We start from the raw sequence: 22,414 nt of genomic DNA, 5'->3' as shown, positions 1-22,414 counted from the left end.
GCACATCCTCCACAGTGCGCGCCGGGCGGCGCACACGGCCTAGGCAATCTCTCTCAAAGCGCGCTATCGGGCTTCCGTAGCCGGGCCGTGGCATCGACATGACCACTCACCCAACCGTGTCAGCGGCCCGCCTCCGCAATCCCGAGGCCTCCGGCCGAAAAGAAACGCGCGCGCGTGTCCTCACCCACCCGGTCAACCCCAGTTTGGGAGACACCTCCTAGCCGAATGCCTGCCGGAGGTGGACACGGCGATAGGCCGAAGGCGGGGTGTCGAAGTGGTCGAGGAAGGCTTGGCGAAGTGTCTCGGTCGAGCCGAAACCGCATCGCCTCGCGATCGAGGACAGCGGAAGTTCGGTGCCGCACAACAGTTTCGCCGCGTTCTCGGTCCTCGCGGCCCGCACGTACCTGCTGGGTGTGGTGCTCAGGTGCGCGTCGAACAACCTGGTCAGCTGCCGGGTGCTGATCCCGGCCCGCTCGGCGAGGACGGCGGTGCCGAGATCACCGGCGAGGTGTTCGGCGACGTACGCGGTGATGTCGCGGACCAGCCGGTTCTCCGGCGGCGGGCCGGACAGGAACATGCTCACCTGCGCCTGGTTGCCCGGCCGCTGCAGGTAGGTCACGAGCATGCGGGCGACCTCCCTGGCGACGCTCGGGCCGTGGTCCTCTTCGACGAACGCGAGGGTGAGGTCGATCCCGCTGGTGACCCCAGCCGCCGTGTAGACGTTGCCGTCGCGCACGTACAGCGGCACCGGGTCGACGTTCACCTGCGGGTAGTTCGTCGCGAGCCGGTTCGCGAACCGCCAGTGGGTGGTGGCGCGGCGGCCGTTGAGCAGCCCGCACGCGGCGAGCACGGTGGCGCCGGTGCACACCGAGGCGACCCGGCGGCTCTGCTGCGCCAGCCTGCGGACGTGGGTGACGAACCTGGCGTCCGCGGCGGCGGCCTCGTGTCCGGTGCCGCCCGCGACGATCAGCGTGTCCAGTTCGCCGGTGATCTGGTCGAGCCGGTGCTGTGCCTGCAGGGTCAGCCCGGACTCGCAGCGGATGCCGCGGCCGTCGACGCTGGCGAGCATGATCTCGTACCCCGGCTTGCCGCCGAGTTTGGTCGCGGCGTCCAGGACGTCCGACGGACCGGCGATGTCGAGCAACTCGGCGTTGCTGTAGCCGACGATCAACACTCGTCTGGGTGAACCCGGCATGATCGAACGCTACCAGTAGTGCCCGGCCGTCGGACGTTGTTCGCAGGAATCCGGACATCCGGGCTACCGAGGGCCCGTCTCTCGGACACCGTTGGCGCCATGACAGACGACAAGAAGACGATCGCGTTCGTGGTGTACCCGGGGATGACCCCGCTCGACATGGTCGGTCCGCTGACCGTGCTGGACGGGATGGCGAGCACGGCGCAGGAATACCGGACGGTCGTGGTCGGCGAGACGAAGGACCCGGTCACCACCGACAACCCCTTGAAGCTCGTGGCGACCCACACCTACGACGAGGTCCCGTCGCCGTACGCGCTGCTCGTGCCCGGCGGCGCCGCGCCGACGCTGAAGGCGCTCGCCGACGAGAAACTGGTCGGGTACCTGCGTGGCGCCGCGGCGAACGCGGAGCTCGTGACCTCGGTGTGCACGGGGTCGCTGTTGCTGGGGCAGGCCGGGCTGTTGAAGGGCCGCAAGGCCGCGACGCACTGGATGTTCCGCGAACTGCTGGGCGCGTTCGGCGCGGAACCGGTCGCCGAGCGCTGGGTCGAGGACGGGAACGTGATCACCGCCGCCGGGGTGTCGGCCGGGATCGACCTCGCACTGCATCTGGTCGAGCGGCTCGTCGGCGCCGAGATCGCCCGGACGATCCAGTTCGTCATCGAGTACGACCCGGAGCCGCCGCAGGGTCCGCTGGACTGGTCGAAGCGTCCGTACGGGGATCTCAAGCCCTTGCTGGAGCACACGCTGAACGAGGCACTCGCGGACGAACCCGCGTTGCGGGACCGGCTCCTCGCCCACACCGGGAAATAAGGGGGACGGCCATCCGGGTGAGAAATCGACGACTCGGGGACAGCACCGGGTTACATTCGGGTCATCCGTCCAGGTGATAGGTGGTTCGTGGAGTTCAAGGTGCTCGGCCCGCTCGCGGCCTCGGTCCCGCTGCCGTCGGCGGCTCAGCCCCGTCGGGTGCTCGCGGTGCTCCTGACCCGGCCGAACGAGTTCGTCCACCGGGACACCCTCGTGGACGAACTCTGGCCGCAGGGACCGCCGTCGAGTGCCGCGGCCGTCGTGCAGATGGCGGTTTCCAAGCTGCGCAAGGCGTTGTCGCCCGGCATACCGGTGGACGACGAACGGCAGCGGCTGCGGTCCGGCCGGAGCGGCTACCGGCTGATGGTCTCGGACGGCGAGCTGGACGTCACCGGTTTCTCGGAGCTGACGGCCGCGGCCGCGCGGGCGACCGGTGACGAACGCAAGGAACTGCTCGAACGGGCACTGGGGTTGTGGCGCGGCCGGGCCTTCTCCGATGTACCGGTCGGCCCGCTGGTGGAGGCACACCGGTTGTGGCTGGAGGACCGGCGTTGTTCGGTGCTGGGCAAACTCGTGGAGCTGGAGTTGGCCGCCGGTGACCACAAGGCGGTCGCGGACCGGCTGGGTCCGGAGCTGGCCGCCCGGCCGGGCGACGAACGGCTCGCCGGGTGGCTGGCCGAGGCGTTGCACGGACTCGGCAGGCGGGACGCGGCGCTGGCCGTCCTCGACCGTTGCCGCCAGGCGCTGTGGGAACACACCGGCGTCTCACCGGGGGACGACCTGCTCGCGGTCCGCCGCCGGATCTCCGGCACCGGCTGGTCGGCGGGCGGCGCGCCGTGCCGCCTGCCCGCCGCGACGCCGGATTTCACCGGCAGGACGGCCGAGCTGGCAGAACTGGGGCGCGCGGTGCGGTCTCCCGCGCCGATCGTGCTGCACGGGGCGGCGGGAGCGGGGAAGAGCGCGCTGGCCGTCCAGGCCGCGTGGCGCGTGCGCAAGCGGTTCCCGGACGGCCAGCTCGTCGCCGACCTGCGTGAACCCGGTGACGTCCTCGCCGGGTTCCTTCGCGCCCTCGGGCTTGCGGAAGCGGAAATCCCTGCGGACCAGGCGGGGCTGCTCTCGTTGTGGCAGAGTCACTCCGCCGACCGGCGGCTGCTGGTGATCCTCGAGAACGGCCGGTCCGAAGCCGAGGTGCGCCCGCTGCTGCCGAGTGGTCCCGGCTGCGCCACGATCGTCACGACACGACGGCGGCTGGCCGGTCTCGTCGGCGCCAGGCCGATCGAGGTCGGCGTGCTGCCCTACGAGGACGCGCGGCTGCTGCTCGGCGAGATCGCCGGGGAACCGCGGTTGGCCGCCGAACCCGACGCCGTCCGCCGGGTGCTGGCCTGCTGCGACGGTCTTCCGCTGGCGGTGCGGGCGGCGGGGACGAAGCTGCTGCAGCGGCCCCGGCTGAGCGTCGCCGAGTTCGCGACCCGCCTGGAGAACGAGCGGCTGCGCCTCGACGAATTCGCCGCCGGTGACCTCGCCGTCCGCCCGGTGCTCGCCGAATCCCTCGCGGAGTTGTCGGTGCGGCAACGGAATTCCCTGCGGCTGCTCGGTTTTCCCGGCGCGACCGAGATCGCCGACTGGTTCGCGACGGCCATGCTGGGCTGTCCGCCGGGCGAGGCGGCGGAACTGCTCGACGAACTCGTGGACGACCACGTGCTTCGTGCCGAACCGGACCAGGCGGGGTTTCTCCGGTACCGGCTGCCGGGGCTGATCCGGCTCGCGCTCCGGGAACCGCCGGATCCCGGAGCTTTCAGGCGCGCGCTGACGGTGATGGCGGCGTTGGCCGAACACGCTTCCGCCGCGCTCGGCGCCGGATACCCGCCGTCCCGGCGCGCGGACGTCCCGGCGGCCGTTTCGGACCGCGTCGCGGCCGACCCGGACGGCTGGCGGGTCGCGGAAACCGCGAATCTCGCGCTCGCCGTCCGCACCGCGAAGAACCACGGCTGGACCGGGCTGGCCATGCGGCTCGCCGACGCCTACAGCGATCTCGTCGGCCCGCGCAAAGGCGGTTCCTCCGCCTGGCTCGGGTTCGGCATCGTGCGTGATCGCCTCGATGTCCCCGCGGAGGCGGAGAAGCTGCTGAAACTCGGGCATGCCCACGCCGACGCGGGGGATCTGGCCCGGGCGAGGACGTGTTTCTCGTTGGCGGAGAACAGGTTCCGCACCGTGGGTGACCAGCCGGGGACCGGGGCCGCGCTCGTCGCGCTCGCCGACGTCGACGCGGACACCGGCCGGGCCGGTGCGGCCGTCCACGCGTTGCGGGAGGCCTTGGACCTGTTGCGGGACTGCGGCGATCTCGCCGGGCAGGCGATGGCGTCGGCCCAGTTCGGCTCGCTGTGGGACGATCTCGGCGACTTCCGCCGGGCGAAGGAGTGCTTCGACGCGAGTCTGCTGCTTTCGCTCCATTGCGAGGACGGCCACCAGCACGACAGGTCGGCCAAGCGGTACGCCGACGTCCTGCGACGGAACGGCCGCGTGGACGAGGCCGGTGCGCTGCTGACGAGCGCCCTGATCGGCACGCGCAGTTCGCGCGAACGCCATTGGGAGGCGCACGTCCTCCGGAGCCTCGGCGACCTGCACGCCAAAACCGGCGACGCGGGGGAGAGCGAACGATGCCTTTCGCGGTCGCTGGAACTGTTCGAGGACGTCGGGCATCGGCACGCCGCCGCCTACACGCACCGAAGTTTCGGCGAGTCTTTGCGCCTGGCGGGTGAACACGGCCGCGCGGCCGAACATCTGAGCCTGGCGATGAGTACCTTCCGTGAGCTCGGCGACCGCCGAGGCGGCGGATACGCCCTGCTCAGCTTCGGACGCCTACGGGCCGACGAAGGCGTCGCGACCGAAGCCGCCGAAGGGCTCCGGACCGCGGCGGGACTGTTCCGGGAACTGGGATTCCCGGTATGGGAACTACGGGCGCTTGAAGGCCTTTCCGCCGTCGACGAGAGCGGACGCCAGCGGGATCGGGCTCGTGAAGCCTTGACGAAGATCCGCTTCGGGGTGACTCCGGCATAGCCCGGCGGGGGATCGGCGGCCGCCGCGTTTGGCGAAGTTATGGCGACGGTGTGTTGACTGCTGCTCACGTGAGCGGACTTCGCGCCGCCCCGAATTCGCGGAACTGGGGGTGGCGGCGCGTGCTCGTGGCCGGGTGACGCCTTCAGAGGGCAGGAGGCGTCACCCGGTTCGCCGACTAATTGCGGACGTGCAGGATCGCGTCCGCGTCGTTCAGCATCCCTTGGTCGAGCGGGAAGTAGCCCTGCCGCGGGATGGGATCGGTCCGGACGGTCGCGGGCGGGACGTCGGAGGCGGGGAGCAGGCCCCAAGCCGTGGTGACGTGCTTCTGCAGGAACCCTTCGTAGGTGTCGGGTTCCGGTTCGGCAAGCGCTATGTCCTCGCTTCCGCCGAGGCTGGTCGCGACGAAGGTGTAGCGATCGCCGAGCAGCGGCGACACCAGCGCGCCGGCGGGGAACCAGGTCGTCTCGGTGTCGGCGACCCGCATGGTGCTCGCCTGGCGCCGCAGATGGAGGTTGTGGGCGAACACCAGCGTCCGGCCGCGACCCGCTTCGGTGGCTCGGATGTCCAGCAGGTTCCGCGCCATGAAGGCGTCCCTGGTCGCGACGAGGGGCATGTAGCGCTCGTGCGGTTCGAGCGGCTCGGCGCATTGCCGGTGGTAACGCAGCAGGTCGATCCCCGCCATGAGGTGGATCTCCGCCCGCGACCACGCCTCCGTGCCGGGCTCACGGGAGCGAAGCGCGGTGAGCAGGTCGGCCGCGATCGCGCGCAGGCGGTAGGCATCGGCCGTGGCGCCGGGGGAGGAAGCCGCGTCCATGACGGCTTCCGTGCGGCTCCAGCGTTCGTCGTCGCCCGCCGGGCCGGCGATGTCCACGTCGAGCCCCAGGAAGTCGCGCGCGTATTCGAGGTAGCGCCTTGGGCTGGGCGCGGAGGTGTTCTCGGTCTGGGTGTCGAAGCCGTGGAACGTGAGGCGCTCTTCGGGAGGCCGGGTTTCGTTGTACTCGCGCATCCACGCGATCAGTCGCCTGTTCGCCTCGACGCCACCGAAGGCGTGTGAGAAGCCTTCGTTCATCGCGAGGTCGAGGGTTCCGGTGCCGTCTCGGACGTAGTCGTTCGCGACGAGCGCGGCCACGCGATCCGTTTCCAGGGCGATCGAACGGAAGCCGCGCTCGACCAGTTGGGCGAACAACTCGTTGCGGACCTCCGCGAAGACCGGGATCGCGTGCGTCGGCTCGCCCAGTGCCAGCAGGTCGCAGGAGGGGGTCACGAAGTCTCGGATGTCTTGACTCATGAGGTTCAAGCATATCGTTGATGTTGCGGTTGAAACTTTGGTTCGTTTTACCTGCGGCAGTGGTGCGAAAGCCTCAACTCGCGCGTCAGGTGGCGGCTCGCCCCCGATGTGGCATTGGGGACATCCAGTGACCCCAATGCCACATCGGGAGCATGTGCGGTTGCCTGCACCCGGGCGGTGCGCAGGTCTTTCCGAAGTACGTGAAGGCCCCCTTCACTGCGTCTAGCGCAGTGAAGGGGGCCTTCACGTACTTGGCAAGGGGCCTCACGTGCGCCCGGTGCGGTCGGGGCCTGTCGGCGCGACAGTCCGTGAAGGCCTCCTTCGCTACCTTCAGGGTAGGGAAGGAGGCCTTCACGGCCCGGCCCCGAGACTGCGGCACCGCAAGAAACCCACTTCCGAATAACTGGATCACATTTCCTTCTTCCGCTATAAAGCTTCAAAGAACCCTTCGCGCGCGAAGGCGCTTCGCACGCGAAGCAGCGTTTAAGATACGTGCGGGAGTGCAAGTGATCAGCACTTGAGGTGAATTGCCGCGTGGCAATCGCCGCGCGGCCGGAGTTCGGCCCTAGTTTGTCCCGCATGGTTGAGAAGGATTCGACGGCGCGGACCCGGGAACTGGGCCACCGCATGAAGGCGTTCCGGCAGCGCAGGCATTTCAGCGGAGCCGACGTCAGCCGCCGTAACGGCTGGTTGCAGAGCAAGGTCACGAGGTGGGAACAAGGGCTGCGCGAGCTGTCCGTGGTGGACGCGGCGCTGTATCTCGCGACCTGCGGCGAGGCCGAGCCCGAACGCGATCTGCTGCTGGAACTGACGCAGCCGGGCGGCGACCTGTACTGGGTCCGGCCGTACTTCGACGAACTCGTCGACCCGATGAAATCCCTGGAGATCCAGGAAAACCTCGCCCACACGCTGGTGCGCTACGAGTCGCTGACGCTCCCCGGGTTGCTGCAGACCGAGCCGTACGCCCGCACCGCCTTCGAACTGATCGGCAACCGCGACCAGGCACAGCTGGACCAGGTCGTGAACGCCCGGATGGAACGGCAGCGGTTGCTGCGGCGGGATCGTCCGCCGCGCTGCAAGTTCTTCGTGCACGAGCGCGCGTTGCGGTCGGTCGTCGGCGGCCCCCGGATCATGCACGAGCAACTGCTCCACCTCGTCCTGTCGGCGAATCTGCCCTATTGCTCGATTCGCATCGTCCCCGAAAGCGTCGAAGTGGGCAGGGTGCTCGAGAATTCCTTCACCATCATGGAATTCGCGGAACATCCGGCGGTGGTGTACACGGATTCCTATGCGGCCGGGGTGTTCATCGACGACCGGGTCGCCGTCGAGGCCTATTATTCGCTCGTCGCGAGGCTGGAAAGCGATACGCTGACCGAGGAGAGATCACGGCAAATGCTGGCCGAATGGGCGGACCGGTACGACCGGATGGACGAATGATCCGGCCGGGGTTTCCCGGCACCTCCGCACGGGGTAATCATTCCGGGTAGCCGAGGAGAAGGAGTTCGTGGTGACGAAGACGCAGGGTGGTGCCCCGGTCGCCGAGGCCGAGATCGAGCGGAAGTACGACCTGGCGGCCGACCGGCCCATCCCGCCGCTGGTCCCGGCCGGTCCGGTGACGAACCAGGCCGATCCGAGGGTCGACGTCCTCGACGCCACGTACTTCGACACCGCCGACTTCCGGCTCGCGCAGGCGGGTATCACGCTGCGGCGGAGGCTCGGCGGAAGCGACGAGGGCTGGCACCTCAAACTCCCGGTCGGCGAGGACAGCCGTGAAGAACTCCGCCTCCCGCTGGCGGGGAAGCCGGACAAGGTGCCCGGCGCGCTGGCGAAACTGGTCCGGGCGCATACCCTCGGCGCCAAACTCGTCCAGGCCGCGCATCTGCGCACCGAGCGCACTTCGTACGCCTTGCTCGACGCCGACGGACACGAGCTCGCGACGCTGACCGACGACGTCGTCACCGGCGAGGCCGGCGGGGACAAGGCGCATCTCGACCGGTGGCGCGAGATCGAGATCGAACTCGCGCCCGGCGCCGATCCCGCGGTGCTCCAGAGCCTGGAGCGGGCGGTCGTGGAAGGTGGGGCCGAGCGGTCGAGGTGGCCGTCGAAGCTCCGGCGGCTGACCGACGAGCTCGTGCCCTCGGCACGCGGGGCTTCGGGCTCGGTACTGGCGGACTACCTCGCCGCGCAGCTGGACGCGCTGCGGCGCAACGACATCGGGGTTCGCCGGGACGTCGAGGACTCGGTACACCAGATGCGTGTCGCGTGCAGGCGGCTGCGGAGCGGCTTGAAAACCTTCCGTCGCTCGCTGGACGCCGAAGTCGCCGAGGAGCTCGCCGAGGAACTCCGCTGGCTCGGCGGCGAGCTCGGGCCGGCGAGGGACAGCGAGGTCATGGCCGCGCGCCTCGGCGAGGAGGTCAAGGCACTCCCGGCCGAGCTGGTGCTGGGCAACGTCGAGCAGCTGATGACACGGCACTTCGCGCGAGAGGCCGAAGAGGCCAAGGCGCGCGCCATCCGGGCGCTCGACAGCAAGCGGTACACGAAGCTGTTGCAAGCGCTGGAAAAGCTCGTCGGTAAACCGCGGAAAATCAAGGAAGGCAAGAAGGAACTACGCAAGGCCGTGGCCCGGTCGGACCGGAAGCTGCGCAAGGCCGTCGCCGTGGCGAGTGAGCTAGATCCCGGCGCGGAGCAGGACGCCGCCCTGCACGAGGCGCGCAAGAAGGCCAAGCGAGCCCGCTACGCGGCGGACGCGGTCCGGCCGGTGACCGGCAAGAAGCTTCGAAAATGGCGAAAGAACGTCAAGGCGGTGCAGAGCACGCTCGGCGAGCATCACGACATCGTGGTCAGCCGGGAGGTCCTGCGGCTCCTCGGTCTCCGCGCCTACGCCGAGAACGAAAACGCTTTCACGTATGGGCTTCTGCATGGTCGTTCGGTCGCCGGAGCCGAGGCCGCGCACCGGCGCTTCGCCGGGGAATGGCAAAAGGTGGGTAAAGGTTCTCGCCCGAAATGGCTCGAATGAGGTAGCCCGGGTTGACCTGCCGCCGTCGCCGAGTAACGTCGAGGGAACTTGGTGGTCTGGAGAGAGGCGCCCCCAATGTTGCCTGGCCAGCGCGTTCCCGGCGAACAGCCGGACCTGGCCGTGAGCACCTGCCGCCGCAAGGACGGCGTCCTCATCCTCACCGCGGTGGGGGAGATCGACGCGGCGACCGTCGGGCGCTTCCGCACCGAGCTCAATGGCGCGTGCGTCAAAGGAAGGCATGTGATCCTCGACCTCTCCGGCGTCGGTTTCCTCAGCTGTGCCGGTTTGCAGGCACTCGAGGAGGCCAACGCGGCGTCACCCCGGTTCTCGGTGATCGTGAAGACCGCTTTGGTGTCCCGGATTCTCGACGTCAGCGGGGTCGGAGCCGACCTCGACGTCCGGTGGGACGTCGAAGACGTGATGATCTAGTGAGGGCACGGCAAGGTTTGTGCCGCGAAAGCCACTTTCGGGACGTGTGACGTCCCGAAAGTGGCTTTCGTGACATCACACGTCGTACTCGTAGAGGTAGGCGTTCACGCTGTTGCCGCTGTTGTACTGCGACGTGAACGACTTCCGGTTGCCCTTCGGGCAGGCGGCCGGGCTGAAGTAGGTGTTGCCGTTCGGCCAGATCGCCTTCACCTTCGCGCACTGCCCGTCGGACGCGGTGTCCTCCACCCAGCCGCTGATCCGCACCCGCCCACCGGAGCACTGCACCTCCCAGTACGCCTTCGCCCCGGAAGTGCTCGGGGAGAAGGTCTGGCCGCAGGTGCCCAGCGTCGTGACGGGGCCACTCGAGGTCGCGGGTCCGGCCGCCGCTCCCGGTGCCAATGCGACGAGTACGGCACCGGCCACCGCCACGGTGGAACCGATGACGGTACCGCGGATAGCATTTCGAACGGTCATGGTGTGAACCTCCCAGTCGAGTCGGCGAGCTGCCGACCGTGGAAGGAATTCTTCTCACACAAGGAAATTCGAGCTAGTGGCTGCTCCGCCATGGCGATTACGCCACTGGCCCCCGTCAACCGTGGTGGTGGCCTTGCGCGGTGAGTCCCATCTTGGTCGCGGCGACGGCCGCGCCGACCCGCGACGCGACTCCCAGTTTGAGGAGAATGCGGCTCACGTGCGCCCGGACCGTTCGCTCGCCGATGCCGAGCTCGCGCGCGATCGCCCGATCGGTTTTGTCACCGGCGATCAGTACCAGCACCTCGGTTTCCCGCTCGGTAAGAACCGTGATGGATTTCTTCACTTGTGCACGCATCTCCGCCGCCCCCTGGTCTCCGCGGTGGCCCCGGACGATGCTGCCGGGGCCGGCGTCCGGCTCCTGTCTACCAACGCCGGCCGGTGGGATGTACCGCCACAAGGGCCAGTACGCGCTTGTCGCGGACGGGAAATATCCGCCATGCCCGCGAATCCTGACACTAGTCGTCGAGTTCGACCTCGTCGGCGGCGACGTCCGGCAGCAGGCCCCGCCACCGCGGATTGCGCAGGCAGCCCGCGTCGGTCCAGCCGCCGAAGACGACCTCTCCGACGATGGTCGGCCGCGACCAGCGCGCGTCCCGCGCCTGTTTGTCCGGAACGGAGTGGAACGGGGATGTCTTGCGCTCCAAGCGGAACAGCTGCTTGGAGAGATCCTCCAGTTCGTCACTCGCGAAGCCGACACCGCAGTTTCCGATGTACCGCAAGCCGTCTTCGTGCGGGACGCCGAGCAACAGCGAACCGAACGTACCCGCCCGGCTGCCGCCGCCCGGCCGCCAGCCACCCAGCACCACCTGCTGTACCAGGGTTCCGGTGATGGAAAGCCATTCCCCCGTACGCTTTCCCGGGTGGTACGCGGAGTCGGCCCGTTTGGCGACGACGCCGGCCAGCCCGTGTTCGCGGGCCGCCCTGGCGACCGCGCCGCCGTCCCCGAGGTAGTACCGGGGGACCTGCCAATGCGGTCCGGCGATCCCGAGTTCGTCGAGGAGTTCCCGCCGTTCGACGTACGGCGTCCCGACACAGGCACGGCCGTCCAGGTGCAGGAGATCGTTCACCAGGTAGAACGCCGGATAGCGCGAGGTGAGCCGTTTCGCGGAGTTCTTCGTCGCCCGCACCCGGTGCCCGAGCCCTTCCGCGCTCGGCTTCCCGCCGTCGAAGACGACGATTTCCCCGTCGAGAAAGACTTCCGTGGCACCGAGTTGCTCGCCGAGGCCGCGGAACTCGGGATACAGCCCGGTGACGTCGTCGCCTGAATCGTCGTAGGCGGTGATCCGGCCCCCGGACACCCGGATCAGGGTGCGGCGCCCGGACCAGTCGAATTCGTAAGCCCATTCCGGGTCTTCGCCGGTCGACGGGAGACGGCCCGGTTTGGTCAGCATCGGGGCGAGGAAGGAGGGGAGTTCCTTCCGGCCGGGGTCGGCGGGGTCGAGCCGTTTGAGCAGCCAGCCGTTGTCGCGCCCGTCCTTCTTCACGTTGAGGAACAGATATTTCCCGCGTGCCCGCGTCCCGTGGAAGACGACTTCGACCTTGTGGTCGTTGAAGTGCAGCGTTTCGTACCGGCCGGTGTCCCAGATGGTCATGGTGCCGCCGCCGTATTCGCCCGCGGGGATCTCGCCTTCGAAGGTGAGGTACTCCATCGGGTGGTCTTCGGTGTGCACGGCCAGACGTTCCTGGTCCGGTGACATCGGCAGGCCCTTCGGCACCGCCCAGGAGACCAGGACGCCGTCCCGTTCGAGGCGGATGTCCCAGTGCAGGCTGCTCGCGTGATGTTCCTGGATGACGAAGAGATCGTCGGCCCCGGTCTTCCCGTCGCGATCCGGCAGGGGTTCGGGAGTCCGCCCAGGTCTGCGCTTACGGCGGTATTCGCCGAGTTTCTCCGCCATGGTCGGCCGGCGCACCCCTTTCCGGTTCGGGTCACGCAAGCCTAGCGCCGTTCACGGTCCTTCCGTGCGCCGAAGGCCCCTTTTCCCACGGTAAAAGGAGGAAAAGGGACCTTCGGCGCCCATGAGGATCAGTCGGTCTCGGCCAGCGCCTCCGCGAACTGGGCGGCGTAGAGCCGGGAGTACGCACCACCGGTGAGCAGCAGCGTTTCGTGGTCGCCCTGTTCGACGATCGAGCCGTTCTCCATCACCAGGATGACGTCCGCGTCGCGGATGGTGGAGAGCCGGTGCGCGATGACGAAACTCGTCCTTCCCTCGCGCAGCGAGTTCATCGCCCGCTGGATCAGGACCTCGGTGCGCGTGTCGACCGAACTGGTGGCCTCGTCGAGGATGAGGATCGCGGGCTTCGCCAGGAACGCCCGCGCGACGGTGATCAGCTGTTTCTCGCCGGCGCTGACCGTGCCGCCCTCGTCGTCGATCACCGTGTCGTAGCCATCCGGAAGGGTGCGGACGAACCGGTCGACGTGGGTCGCCTTGGCCGCCGCCACGATCTCGTCGTGTGTGGCGCCCGCGGAACCGTAGGCGATGTTCTCCGCGATCGTGCCGCCGAACAACCACGCGTCCTGCAACACCATGCCGGTCTTGGCACGCAGGTCTTCGCGGTCCATCCCGGCGGTGTCGACGCCGTCGAGGGTGATCCTGCCGCCGTCGAGTTCGTAGAACCGCATGAGCAGGTTGACCAGTGTGGTCTTCCCGGCGCCGGTCGGGCCGACGATGGCGACGGTGTGCCCCGGCTCGACGGTGAGCGACAGGTCCTCGATGAGCGGCGTGTCCTCGGTGTACCGGAACGACACGTGCTCGAACTCGACCTGACCCCGCAAGTTCTCCACTCGCGCGGGTTCGGCGGGTTCGGGTTCCTGCTCGTCGGCGTCGAGCAGCGCGAAGACCCGCTCCGCCGAGGCGATTCCGGACTGCAGCAGGTTCGCCATGCTGGCGATCTGGGTGACCGGCTGGCTGAACTGCCGTGAATACTGGATGAACGCCTGGACATCGCCGAGCGACAGCGTCCCGGACGCGACCCGCAGCGCGCCGATCACGGCCACCAGCACGTAGCTCAGGTTGCCGATGAACATCATCGCGGGCTGGATGGTGCCCGAGATGAATTGCGCCTTGAAGCTCGCGTTGTAGAGCGTGTCGTTGTGCTCGCGGAAGACCTCTTCGGCCTCCTCGCGGCGGCCGAACACCTTGACCAGGGCGTGCCCGGTGTACATCTCCTCGATATGCGCGTTCAGCCGTCCGGTCGTGGACCACTGCTTGATGAACTGCGGCTGCGCCTTCTTGCCGATCTTGGCCGCGACGAACACCGACGCCGGCACCGAAAGCAGTGCCACGAGTGCCAGCAGTGGCGAGATGAGGAACATCATCACGAGCACGCCGACGACCGTCAGCAGCGACGTCACGATCTGCGCGAGGGTCTGTTGCAGCGACAGCGCGAGATTGTCGATGTCGTTGGTCGCCCGGCTCAGCACCTCGCCGCGCGGCTGGCGGTCGAAGTAGCTCAGCGGGAGTTTGGCGAACTTCTCCTCGATCCGTTCCCGGAGGTCGAACACCGCCCGCTGGACCAGGTTCGTGGTCAGCCTCGCCTGCAACAGCGAGAAGAACGACGCGACGATGTAGAGCAGCAGCACCCACAACAGGACCTGGCCGACGGCGTCGAGGTCGATGCGCTGGCCGGGTACGAAGTCGATCCCCGAGAAGAGGTCGGCGAGGGTGTTGTCGCCTTGCGCCCGCAGGCCGGCGATGACCTGCTCCTTGCTCGCTCCCGCGGGCATGTCCTTCGCGACGACACCCGCGAAGATGAGGTCGGTCGCCATGCCGAGGATCTTCGGCCCGATGACGCTCAGCGCGACACTGACGACGCCGAACAGGAGAATGCCGTAGAGCACGGCACGCTGCGGCTGGAGAAGCCGCAGCAGCCGTTTGAAGGATCCTTTGAAGTCGAGGGCCTTCTCGGCGGACGGTCCGCCCATCAAGCCGGCGGGGCCGCGGCCGAAACCGCCTCCGCCGGGGCCGGGTCCGCGGGCCGCGCTCGCGCGTTCGCCCAGGGGTTTGGCCTTCGTGGTGGATTCGGGCGCGCTCATCAGGCGGCCTCCTGCTCGGTCAGCTGGGACAGCACGATCTCCCGGTAGGTTTCGTTGCCGTCCATGAGTTCGGTATGCGTGCCGATGCCGACGACGCGGCCTTCGTCGAGTACGACGATGCGGTCCGCGTGGCGGATCGTGCTGACCCGCTGCGCGACGATGACCACGGTCGCTTCGGCGGTCTCGGCCACGAGCGCGCGCCGTAGCGCGGCGTCGGTCGCGTAGTCGAGCGCCGAGAAGGAATCGTCGAAGAGGTAGATCTCGGGGCGCCGCACCAGCATCCGGGCGATCGCGAGCCGCTGCCGCTGCCCGCCGGAGACGTTGGTGCCGCCTTGGGCGATGGGGGAGTCGAGCCCCTCCGGCATCCGTTCGACGAAATCCCTGCCCTGCGCCACTTCCAGCGCGTGCCAGAGTTCCTCGTCGGTGGCGTCGGCCTTGCCGTAGCGAAGGTTGCTCGCGACCGTCCCGGCGAACAGATACGGCTTCTGCGGCACCAGCCCGACGGCGTCGGACAGCACGGTCGCGTCCAGTTCACGGACGTCGACGCCGTCGACGCGCACCGAGCCCTCGGTGACGTCCATCAGCCGGGGGATCAGGTTGAGCAACGTGGTCTTCCCGCTGCCCGTGCTGCCGATGATCGCGGTGGTCTCACCGGGCAGCGCCAGCAGCGAGATCTCCTGCAACACCGGCTTTTCCGCGCCGGGATAACGGAATTCCACATCGGACAGTTCGAGCCGCCCGTGCACCTCGCCCGGCTTCACCGGGTTCGCCGGGAGGACGACGCTGGTGTGCGTGTCCAGCACCTCGGTGATGCGCTCGGCGCTGACCTCGGCACGGGGCACCATCATGAACATGAAGGTGGCCATCATGACCGCCATCAGGATCTGCATCAGGTACGACAGGAACGCGGTGAGCGCGCCGATCTGCATGCTGCCGTCGTCGATGCGCAGCCCGCCGAACCACAGCACGGCGACGCTGGAGGCGTTCATCACGAGCATCACGATGGGGAACATCAGCGCCATCAGCCTGCCGACGACCAGCGAGACGTCCAGCAGTTCGGTGTTGGCCTTCGTGAACCGCCGCCGCTCGTGGGTGTCCTTGACGAACGCGCGGATCACCCGGATGCCCATGATCTGCTCGCGCAGGATCTGGTTGATCTTGTCGATGCGTTCCTGCATCAGCCGGAAGGCGGGCCGCATCTTCGCGATGATGATCCCGACCGAGACACCGAGGATCGGCACCACGAGCACCAGCAGCCACGAGAGGGTGACGTCCTGGTTCAGCGCCATGATGATGCCGCCGAAGCACATGATGGGCGCGGACACCATCAGGGTGAACGCCATCAACGTCAGCATCTGCACCTGCTGGACGTCGTTGGTCGTGCGGGTGATCAGGGACGGCGTGCCGAACTGGCCGACCTCGCGGGCGGAGAAGTCCTGGACCCGGTGGAAGATCGCGCCGCGGACGTCGCGGCCGACCCCCATCGCGGTGCGGGCGCCGTAGTAGACGGCGCCGATCGAACACGCGATCTGCACCAGCGACACCAGCAGCATGACGCCGCCGACACCGAGGATGTAGTCGATGTCGCCCTTGACCACGCCGGAGTCGATGATGTCGGCGTTCAGGGTGGGGAGGTAGAGCCCGGCGAGGGTCTGGACGAACTGCAGCAGCACGATCAGCCACAGGTCTCGCCGGTACGGGCGCAGGTGAATGCGCAACAACTTCGTCAGCACAACGGTTTCTCCCCAGTGGTGGGTAGGGTGTTACTGGTTCTTCGGTTTCTTCACCGCTTCGGGTCCGGTGAGGGACGGGACGCCCGCGGCGGCCTCGTGCAGGAGGACCTCGAGCGTCTCCAGGAACCGTCCGGTGCCCTCGTTGATCAACCAGCTGAAGAACGCGGTCTTCACCGCGGACTCCACGATCGCCGCCATGAGCCGCGCGTTCAACGCGTTTTCCGCGCCCGCGCCCGCGCGTTCCAGGATGGCGTCGGCCAGCACCTGTTCGACCTTGGCGTGCGCCTTGAGGAATTCACCCTGCATCGACGGGTGCAGGAGCAGCGACCGGGCCAGCTCGACCGCTTCGCGATTCGGTTCGCCCATGCTGCCATAGGCTTCCAGCGTCGCCGTTCCGACCGCCTCCCACAGCGTCTCTTCGGAAGGCCGCTCGCGCAGCGCCTCGCGCAGGAGTTCCTGCCGCTCGACGATGAACGAGCAGATCGCCTCCTCCTTGCTGGAGAAGTAGTTGTTGAACGTGCGCGGCGAGACGCCCACGGCGTTGGCGATGTCTTCGACGCGGACCTGCTCGACACCCTTCTCCATCGCGAGCCTGAGCGCTGCCTCGCCCATGGCGCGACGGGCCGCGCGCTTCTTGCGTTCTCGCAGCCCCAAAGGGGCGGTCGGGTGGAAGGTCACGGCGTCAAGAGTAGGCAAAAGTTGCGGGGCGCGCAAATTTATGCGCACCCCGCACTTTTCGGGCATCCCCCGTGGCGTGCAACACGCAAGATGCAGCCGAATGGCCTAGCGCGCCGCGCTCACCAGCCGTAACGCGTTCGTGACCAGGTCACTGCCAGCGGTTGAACGTAAACCGACTGTGGACACGGATAGTGACTTCTGCTTGCATGGCCGTCGTTGTGCTGGGGAGTGCGACACGGGTCCGGGTATGCGAAGAGAAAGAAGTGGAAGCACATGGTGACGCGGGCTCGAGGCTTGCTTGACCGCTCACGGGTTCTTCTGGACCGTTCCAGGGTCGCCGCGGCGCAGTTCCTCGCCGCACCGCCCCGGCACGCTCCGTCGGCTCCACCGGTCGAACCGGAAGTGGAGCAGCGGCCTGCCGTGGAGGCGCCGGACGCCGGCGCGCTCGCCGGTGTCTGCTCCAACGTCGCGCTGCGCGACCTCAATCTGCTCGACCAGCTGCTCGCGCAGCTGGAGACGATGGAGGCGGGGGAGGAGAACTCCGACCGCCTCGCCGAGCTCTACCGGCTCGACCACCTGGCCACCCGGTTGCGGCGCAACGCGGAGAACCTCCGCGTGCTCGCCGGCCGGGACGCCGACGACACGACAGCCGGGATCTCGTCCGTGCTCGACGTGATGCGGGCGGCGATGTCGTCGATCGACCACTACTCGCGGATCACGATCGGCCGCGTCGTCTCGCTCGGTGTCGTCGGCTTCGCCGCCGAAGACGTCAGCCGGATCCTCGCGGAACTGTTCGACAACGCGGCGAACCAGTCTTCGCCGAGTTCGCCGGTCAGCGTCAGCGCGCATCTCACCGAACAGGGGAGCGTGCTGATCCGCATCGAGGACGAGGGCATCGGCATGCCGCCCGACCGGCTCGCGGCGCTGAACGAGCGGCTGGCGGCCGGTCCGGTGCTCGACGACGATTCCGTGCGGCATATGGGACTCGCGGTCGTCGGCAGGCTCGCCGACCGGCATGAGATCACCGTGAAGCTCGACCGCCGTACCCCGCACGGCACGGTCGCCACCGTGCTGCTGCCGGTCCCGGTGGTCTCGGAACTGGCCGAGAAGCAGTGGTCCGGTTCGCAGACGGTCGTGCTGCCGCAGGCCAGGATCACCAACGGCGCGCCCGTGGGCGACCCGGTCGCGACGCCGTCCGGGCTGCCAAGGCGCCGCCCCGCTCCCTCGGCCGCGCCGGAACCCGAACGGAAGCCCAGCCCGCGTCCGCGCTCGGCCTTCCAGCCGCCCGCCGACGGCGGCACCACGGCCAGCGGTCTTCCGCGCCGGGTTTCCCGCAGTATCAGGACTTTGCCCGACGAACCGGCCCCGCCGACCACCCCGCCCGCCGACGCGGCGGACGGGCACGAGGCGCTGCTGGCCGACCTCGATGCCTTCACCGACGGCGAGCGTGCCGCTCTCGACGACCGGCACGAGCGTGAGACCGGAGGAAACACCCAGTGACCGCCCAGGACGCGACCACGGATTTCACGTGGTTGCTCGACGACTTCGTGCGCAAGGTGCACGGTGCCAGCCACGCGCTGATCATGTCCGTCGACGGTTTCCCTTTGACCGCATCGGAATCGGTGTCGAGTGACGACGCCGAACAGCTCGCCGCCATCGCGAGCGGCCTGCTCAGCCTCGCGGGCAACAGCGCCGCGCTGTTCGGCAAGGGCAACTGCGAGCAGATCATCATCCGGCTCACCCGCGGGTACTTCCTGTTCATGGGGATCGGTGCCGAGGCGGGGCTCGCGGTGCTCACCGAACCGGACTGCGACATGAAGGTCGTCGCCTACGAGATGACCCAGTTCATCACCAACGCCGGTCACGCGCTCACCCCCGAGGTGCGAGCGGGACTCCGGCAGGTCCTGACCGCCCGACGGCCGCAGGCCTGAGAATCCGGAGAAGGAAGGGATGACCGTGTCCAGCGACCAATCTCCGGACCGGCCCGTGAAGATGCGCAGCCGCAGAATCCGGCCGTACGCGCTGACCGGCGGCCGGACCAAGAGCAGCCAGCTGCTGCTGGTGGAGACCCTGATCTCGGTCCCGCGTTACGACCCGTCGCTGGCCGAGGCGCTGATGCCCGAGTCGCGCTCGCTGTACGAGCGCGCCCGCGAACGCTCGTCGATCGCCGAGCTTTCGGTGGGACTGGATCTGCCGCTGGGCGTGGTCCGGGTGCTCATCGGCGACCTCGCCACCCAGGGCGCCGTCTTCGTGCACCCGACGGCCCACGCCTACAACCACGATACGAACGTGCTCGAGAGGATCCTCGATGGACTCAAGCGCCTCCCGGTCTGACGCCGATCTGCTGGCGATCTCCGCCAAGATCGTGGTCGCCGGTGGATTCGGCGTGGGCAAGACGACGTTCGTCGGCTCCGTCTCCGAGGTCCCGCCCCTGAGCAACGAGGCCTGGATGACCGAGGCCGGGGCCGGGGTCGACGAGCTGGTGCCACCCGGAACCAAATCCACCACCACGGTCGCGATGGACTTCGGCCGGATCACCCTGCGTGAAGACCTGCTCCTGTACCTGTTCGGCACACCCGGTCAGGCCCGGTTCTGGTTCCTCTGGGACGACCTTTCGCGCGGGGCGCTCGGCGCCGTCGTGCTGGTCGACACCAGCCGGATCGACCAGTCGTTCGCCGCGATCAACTACTTCGAGAACGACTCGGAGCTGCCGTTCATCGTCGCGGTCAACCAGTTCGAGGGCATGCCGGTGCACGACCTCGAAGAGGTCCGCGACGCGCTGGCGCTCTCCCCGGACATCCCGCTGGTCACCTGCGACGCCCGCGACCCGAAGTCAGCGGTCGCGACGCTGCAGGAACTGGTGTCGCACACGCTGTCCCTCGCGGTGGTCTCCGGGCCGGGCCGCGAGTTCGCCGCACTCAGCTGAACGGGTTCTGGGAGGAACACAGAGGATGCGCAAGGTTCTGATCGTCGGTGCCGGGCAGTCGGGGTTGCAGCTGGCCTTGAGCCTGCTGTCCCACGACTACGACGTCACGGTGATGTCGGCGCGGACGCCGGACGAGATCCGCTCCGGCAAGGTGATGTCGACCCAGTGCATGTTCCACTCCGCTCTGCAGCACGAGCGGGACCACAAGCTGAACCTGTGGGAGGACGAGACCGTCAAGGTCGAGGGACTCGGCGTTTCCATCGCAGGCCCGGATTCCAGCCGCGTGCTGGACTGGTTCGGGCCGTTGGAGCACTACGCGCAGTCGGTGGACCAGCGGGTCAAGATGGCCGCTTGGCTGGAGCTGGTGGAGGACCGCGGCGGCAAGGTCGTCATCCACGGCGTCACCACCTCGGATCTGGCTCCGCTGGCGAAGCTGTACGACCTGGTGGTCATCGCGGCGGGCAAGGGCGAGCTGGTCCAGCTGTTCGACCGGATCCCGGAGCGTTCGCCGTACACCGAGCCGCAGCGCGCGCTCTCGCTGGCGTACGTGCACGGGCTGGAGCGCCGACCCGAGCATCCGGACAAGGCGGCGGTGCGGTTCAACATCATCCCCGGCGTGGGTGAGCTGTTCATGATCCCCGCGTACACGCTGAGCGGGAACTGCGACATCCTCTTCTTCGAAGGGATTCCCGGCGGTCCGCTCGACTGCTGGGACGACAGGCCCACGCCCCAGCAGCATCTCGACCGGATCCTGTCGCTGATGAAGCAGTTCCTCCCGTGGGAGTACGAGCGCTCGCGGAACGCCGTGCTGACCGACGACAAGGCGACGCTGGCGGGCGGGTACACCCCGGTCGTGCGGAACGCGGTCGGCAAGCTGGGCTCGGGGACCGCGGTGCTCGGCATGGCCGACGTCGTGGTGGCCAACGACCCGATCACCGGCCAGGGCTCCAACAACGCGAGCCACTGCGCGGCGTCCTATCTGGACTCGATCCTCGAACGCGGGGACAAACCGTTCGACGAGGAGTGGATGACCGCGTCGTTCGAGAAGTACTGGGAGTACGCCCAGCACGTGACGACCTGGACGAACGCGATGCTGCAGCCGCCGCCCCCGCACGTGCTCCAGATCATCGGCGCGGCGGGGGAGAACCCCGCCGTGGCGAAGCGGTTCGCGAACGGGTTCTCCGATCCGACCGATTTCCAGCACTGGTTCCTCGATCCCGCGAAGGCGGAGAAGTACCTGGCCGAGGCCTGATTCCGGTAGTGCGACGGTCCCGCGTCCGGGTGCGCGGGACTGTCGCGGTGCGCCGTTTCGGGCTACCGTTGTCACCGTGTGTGAGTACGGTCGGTGACGGCAGCGGAGGTGCGGCTCGATGCGTTCGATGTGGAAGGGCTCGGTGTCCTTCGGGCTGGTGAGCATCCCGATCCAGCTCTACGCGGCCACCGAGAACAAGAACGTCTCGCTGCGCCAGGTGCACGAGGCCGACGGCGGCCGCATCCAGTACAAGCGGTTCTGCACGATCGACGGCGAGGAAGTGCCCTACGCCGAGATCGCCAAGGGATACGAACTGCCCGACGGCGAGATGGTCGTACTCACCGACGAGGACATGTCCGAACTGCCGCTGGCGTCGTCGCGGGCGATCGACGTGCTCGAATTCGTGCCGCTGGAGTCCATCGACCCGATCCAGTTCGACAAGACCTACTACCTCGAACCGCAGAAGAACGCCGTCAAACCGTACGTGGTCCTGCGTGACGCGCTGCAGAAGGCGAGCCACGTGGCAGTCGCGAAGGTCGCCATCCGGCAGCGGGAGACGCTCGCGATCCTGCGGGTGCACAGCGACGTCCTGACGATGACGACGATGCTGTGGCCCGACGAGGTCCGCGTCCCGGATTTCGGTTTCCTGCACGACGATCCGCCGCAGGTGCGGCCGCAGGAACTGACGATGGCGGGCTCGCTGATCGATTCGCTGTCCGAGCCGGTGTTCGAACAGGACAAGTACACGGATTCCTACCGTGAGGCGCTGGAGGCCATGATCGAGGCCAAGGCCGCGGGGAACGAGACGACGAAGCCGAAGGCCGTCGGCGCGAAGGCCGACGTCGTCGACCTCATGGAGGCCTTGCAGGCCAGCGTGAGCGAAGCGAAGAAGAGCCGGAAGCCGTCGACGGCGAAGAAGGCCACCGCGGCGAAGAAACCCGCCTCCGGCAAGCGAACCCCTAAGAGCGCCTGACTCTCCTTTGTGGACGGTGTGCCCGGTGTCACTCCGCCGGGTGCCGCGACACGCCGCGCGTATGCCAGGATCTGTCGCCCCTCGGTGGTAGTAAGGCAATCGAGGAGAACTTTCCTGATCGCGGGAGGCGGTATGAGCATGGAGTGCGCGTTCTGCGCCGTCGGACTCGACCACTGCCACGGCACCCTGGTCGTCCACCTCGACGGCGGTTTCACGGAATGCAGCGAAGACGGCTGCGTGGACTTCGACTTCGCCCGGCACACGCTGACGATCGACTGCTTCGACGTCGACGGCGGCTGCTCGTGCGCGGAGATCTCGGCTCAGGTGCTGCTGCGGGCTTCTTGACCGGCGGCCAATACACCAATCCGGCCCGATTCGGGTGATCGCGACCGATTGCCACTCGAAGGTGTAGGCGTTCGTGTACATCGCGGCCGGGAATGTGTTAACTATGACGGGGTCCTCCGGCTCTCCCTCCCCCTCGGAGCCGGGGGAC

Annotated in this window: 20 protein-coding genes; 12 read left to right on the top strand and 8 right to left on the bottom strand. The window is 68.2% G+C overall.

Annotated elements, in window-relative coordinates:
* Positions 1-217: 217 nt before the first annotated feature.
* Positions 218-1,195, bottom strand: coding sequence for a GlxA family transcriptional regulator (locus DMC61_RS37535; RefSeq protein WP_043848155.1), 978 nt, complete (start codon positions 1,193-1,195; stop codon positions 218-220).
* Positions 1,196-1,294: 99 nt separating this feature from the next.
* Between DMC61_RS37535 and DMC61_RS37530 the strand changes: the two genes are divergently transcribed.
* Complete coding sequence (locus DMC61_RS37530) at positions 1,295-2,005, top strand: DJ-1/PfpI family protein (protein WP_125695257.1); 711 nt, start codon at positions 1,295-1,297, stop codon at positions 2,003-2,005.
* Positions 2,006-2,092: 87 nt separating this feature from the next.
* Positions 2,093-5,059 carry a BTAD domain-containing putative transcriptional regulator gene (locus tag DMC61_RS37525; protein ID WP_125695256.1) on the top strand — a complete coding sequence of 989 codons (2,967 nt, stop codon included), beginning with the start codon at positions 2,093-2,095 and terminating at the stop codon, positions 5,057-5,059.
* A 175-nt stretch (positions 5,060-5,234) separates the two neighbouring features.
* Here DMC61_RS37525 and DMC61_RS37520 read toward each other — a convergent pair whose 3' ends face one another.
* Positions 5,235-6,347 (bottom strand): erythromycin esterase family protein, encoded by a 1,113-nt coding sequence (locus DMC61_RS37520; protein ID WP_125695255.1) that lies wholly within the window; start codon positions 6,345-6,347, stop codon positions 5,235-5,237.
* Positions 6,348-6,926: 579 nt separating this feature from the next.
* Between DMC61_RS37520 and DMC61_RS37515 the strand changes: the two genes are divergently transcribed.
* From DMC61_RS37515 to DMC61_RS37505, 3 genes are all read left to right on the top strand, one after another.
* Complete coding sequence (locus DMC61_RS37515; protein ID WP_125695254.1) at positions 6,927-7,784, top strand: helix-turn-helix transcriptional regulator; 858 nt, start codon at positions 6,927-6,929, stop codon at positions 7,782-7,784.
* Between the two features lie 67 nt (positions 7,785-7,851).
* Entirely contained in the window at positions 7,852-9,363 is a 1,512-nt protein-coding gene (locus DMC61_RS37510) for a CYTH and CHAD domain-containing protein (RefSeq protein ID WP_125695253.1), read from the top strand.
* A 75-nt stretch (positions 9,364-9,438) separates the two neighbouring features.
* On the top strand, positions 9,439-9,792 hold the full coding sequence (locus DMC61_RS37505; protein WP_125695252.1) for an STAS domain-containing protein: 354 nt from the start codon (positions 9,439-9,441) through the stop codon (positions 9,790-9,792).
* 75 nt (positions 9,793-9,867) lie between these two features.
* Here the strand turns inward: DMC61_RS37505 and DMC61_RS37500 are convergent, their stop codons facing one another.
* The 6 genes from DMC61_RS37500 to DMC61_RS37475 form a co-directional block, all read right to left on the bottom strand.
* Positions 9,868-10,266 (bottom strand): hypothetical protein, encoded by a 399-nt coding sequence (locus DMC61_RS37500; protein WP_125695251.1) that lies wholly within the window; start codon positions 10,264-10,266, stop codon positions 9,868-9,870.
* A 115-nt stretch (positions 10,267-10,381) separates the two neighbouring features.
* Complete coding sequence (locus DMC61_RS37495) at positions 10,382-10,609, bottom strand: LuxR C-terminal-related transcriptional regulator (RefSeq protein ID WP_199750195.1); 228 nt, start codon at positions 10,607-10,609, stop codon at positions 10,382-10,384.
* 172 nt (positions 10,610-10,781) lie between these two features.
* The gene (locus tag DMC61_RS37490) at positions 10,782-12,221 is read right to left on the bottom strand and encodes a DNA polymerase ligase N-terminal domain-containing protein (RefSeq protein ID WP_233595076.1); all 1,440 of its coding nucleotides are present in this window, start codon (positions 12,219-12,221) and stop codon (positions 10,782-10,784) included.
* 128 nt (positions 12,222-12,349) lie between these two features.
* Positions 12,350-14,359, bottom strand: a complete 2,010-nt coding sequence (locus DMC61_RS37485) for an ABC transporter ATP-binding protein (protein WP_125695248.1) — start codon at positions 14,357-14,359, stop codon at positions 12,350-12,352.
* A complete protein-coding gene (locus DMC61_RS37480) occupies positions 14,359-16,092 on the bottom strand; it encodes an ABC transporter ATP-binding protein (protein WP_125695247.1) in 1,734 nt (577 codons plus the stop codon). Before DMC61_RS37480 ends, DMC61_RS37485 begins: the two co-directional genes overlap by 1 nt.
* A gap of 30 nt (positions 16,093-16,122) precedes the next feature.
* The gene (locus DMC61_RS37475; protein ID WP_125695334.1) at positions 16,123-16,704 is read right to left on the bottom strand and encodes a TetR/AcrR family transcriptional regulator; all 582 of its coding nucleotides are present in this window, start codon (positions 16,702-16,704) and stop codon (positions 16,123-16,125) included.
* Between the two features lie 339 nt (positions 16,705-17,043).
* On the opposite strand from DMC61_RS37475, the gene DMC61_RS37470 reads away from it, so the two are divergent.
* The 7 genes from DMC61_RS37470 to DMC61_RS37440 all read left to right on the top strand — a co-directional run bounded on the left by DMC61_RS37470 (position 17,044) and on the right by DMC61_RS37440 (position 22,266).
* Positions 17,044-18,270, top strand: a complete 1,227-nt coding sequence (locus DMC61_RS37470; RefSeq protein ID WP_125695246.1) for a sensor histidine kinase KdpD — start codon at positions 17,044-17,046, stop codon at positions 18,268-18,270.
* Positions 18,267-18,701 (top strand): roadblock/LC7 domain-containing protein, encoded by a 435-nt coding sequence (locus DMC61_RS37465; RefSeq protein WP_005159022.1) that lies wholly within the window; start codon positions 18,267-18,269, stop codon positions 18,699-18,701. The genes DMC61_RS37470 and DMC61_RS37465 overlap by 4 nt, the downstream gene beginning before the upstream one ends.
* Before the next feature lie 19 nt (positions 18,702-18,720).
* Positions 18,721-19,104: a DUF742 domain-containing protein gene (locus tag DMC61_RS37460; RefSeq protein ID WP_016334731.1), complete on the top strand. Its 384-nt coding sequence runs from the start codon at positions 18,721-18,723 to the stop codon at positions 19,102-19,104.
* Entirely contained in the window at positions 19,079-19,696 is a 618-nt protein-coding gene (locus DMC61_RS37455; RefSeq protein WP_016334730.1) for an ATP/GTP-binding protein, read from the top strand. The genes DMC61_RS37460 and DMC61_RS37455 overlap by 26 nt, the downstream gene beginning before the upstream one ends.
* Before the next feature lie 25 nt (positions 19,697-19,721).
* Complete coding sequence (locus DMC61_RS37450; protein ID WP_016334729.1) at positions 19,722-20,948, top strand: styrene monooxygenase/indole monooxygenase family protein; 1,227 nt, start codon at positions 19,722-19,724, stop codon at positions 20,946-20,948.
* A gap of 118 nt (positions 20,949-21,066) precedes the next feature.
* Positions 21,067-21,921, top strand: coding sequence for a Ku protein (locus DMC61_RS37445; protein WP_016334728.1), 855 nt, complete (start codon positions 21,067-21,069; stop codon positions 21,919-21,921).
* Positions 21,922-22,053: 132 nt separating this feature from the next.
* Positions 22,054-22,266: a hypothetical protein gene (locus tag DMC61_RS37440; protein WP_125695245.1), complete on the top strand. Its 213-nt coding sequence runs from the start codon at positions 22,054-22,056 to the stop codon at positions 22,264-22,266.
* Positions 22,267-22,414: the final 148 nt, after the last annotated feature.

The sequence above is a fragment of the Amycolatopsis sp. WAC 04169 genome (assembly GCF_003947535.1).
Taxonomy (GTDB): Bacteria; Actinomycetota; Actinomycetes; order Mycobacteriales; family Pseudonocardiaceae; genus Amycolatopsis; species Amycolatopsis keratiniphila.
Note: the sequence above shows the minus strand (reverse complement) of the source record. Positions and strands in the feature narration are given on the sequence as shown.

What these genes read in the sequence shown, in the direction of transcription:
- DMC61_RS37535 (WP_043848155.1), bottom strand. Translation starts at nt 1,195, where the DNA reads ATGCCGGGTTCACCCAGACGAGTGTTGATCGTCGGCTACAGCAACGCC.
- DMC61_RS37530 (WP_125695257.1), top strand. Translation starts at nt 1,295, where the DNA reads ATGACAGACGACAAGAAGACGATCGCGTTCGTGGTGTACCCGGGGATG.
- DMC61_RS37520 (WP_125695255.1), bottom strand. Translation starts at nt 6,347, where the DNA reads ATGAGTCAAGACATCCGAGACTTCGTGACCCCCTCCTGCGACCTGCTG.
- DMC61_RS37515 (WP_125695254.1), top strand. Translation starts at nt 6,927, where the DNA reads ATGGTTGAGAAGGATTCGACGGCGCGGACCCGGGAACTGGGCCACCGC.
- DMC61_RS37505 (WP_125695252.1), top strand. Translation starts at nt 9,439, where the DNA reads ATGTTGCCTGGCCAGCGCGTTCCCGGCGAACAGCCGGACCTGGCCGTG.
- DMC61_RS37500 (WP_125695251.1), bottom strand. Translation starts at nt 10,266, where the DNA reads ATGACCGTTCGAAATGCTATCCGCGGTACCGTCATCGGTTCCACCGTG.
- DMC61_RS37490 (WP_233595076.1), bottom strand. Translation starts at nt 12,221, where the DNA reads ATGGCGGAGAAACTCGGCGAATACCGCCGTAAGCGCAGACCTGGGCGG.
- DMC61_RS37485 (WP_125695248.1), bottom strand. Translation starts at nt 14,359, where the DNA reads ATGAGCGCGCCCGAATCCACCACGAAGGCCAAACCCCTGGGCGAACGC.
- DMC61_RS37475 (WP_125695334.1), bottom strand. Translation starts at nt 16,704, where the DNA reads ATGGGCGAGGCAGCGCTCAGGCTCGCGATGGAGAAGGGTGTCGAGCAG.
- DMC61_RS37470 (WP_125695246.1), top strand. Translation starts at nt 17,044, where the DNA reads ATGGTGACGCGGGCTCGAGGCTTGCTTGACCGCTCACGGGTTCTTCTG.
- DMC61_RS37460 (WP_016334731.1), top strand. Translation starts at nt 18,721, where the DNA reads ATGACCGTGTCCAGCGACCAATCTCCGGACCGGCCCGTGAAGATGCGC.
- DMC61_RS37455 (WP_016334730.1), top strand. Translation starts at nt 19,079, where the DNA reads ATGGACTCAAGCGCCTCCCGGTCTGACGCCGATCTGCTGGCGATCTCC.
- DMC61_RS37450 (WP_016334729.1), top strand. Translation starts at nt 19,722, where the DNA reads ATGCGCAAGGTTCTGATCGTCGGTGCCGGGCAGTCGGGGTTGCAGCTG.
- DMC61_RS37445 (WP_016334728.1), top strand. Translation starts at nt 21,067, where the DNA reads ATGCGTTCGATGTGGAAGGGCTCGGTGTCCTTCGGGCTGGTGAGCATC.
- DMC61_RS37440 (WP_125695245.1), top strand. Translation starts at nt 22,054, where the DNA reads ATGAGCATGGAGTGCGCGTTCTGCGCCGTCGGACTCGACCACTGCCAC.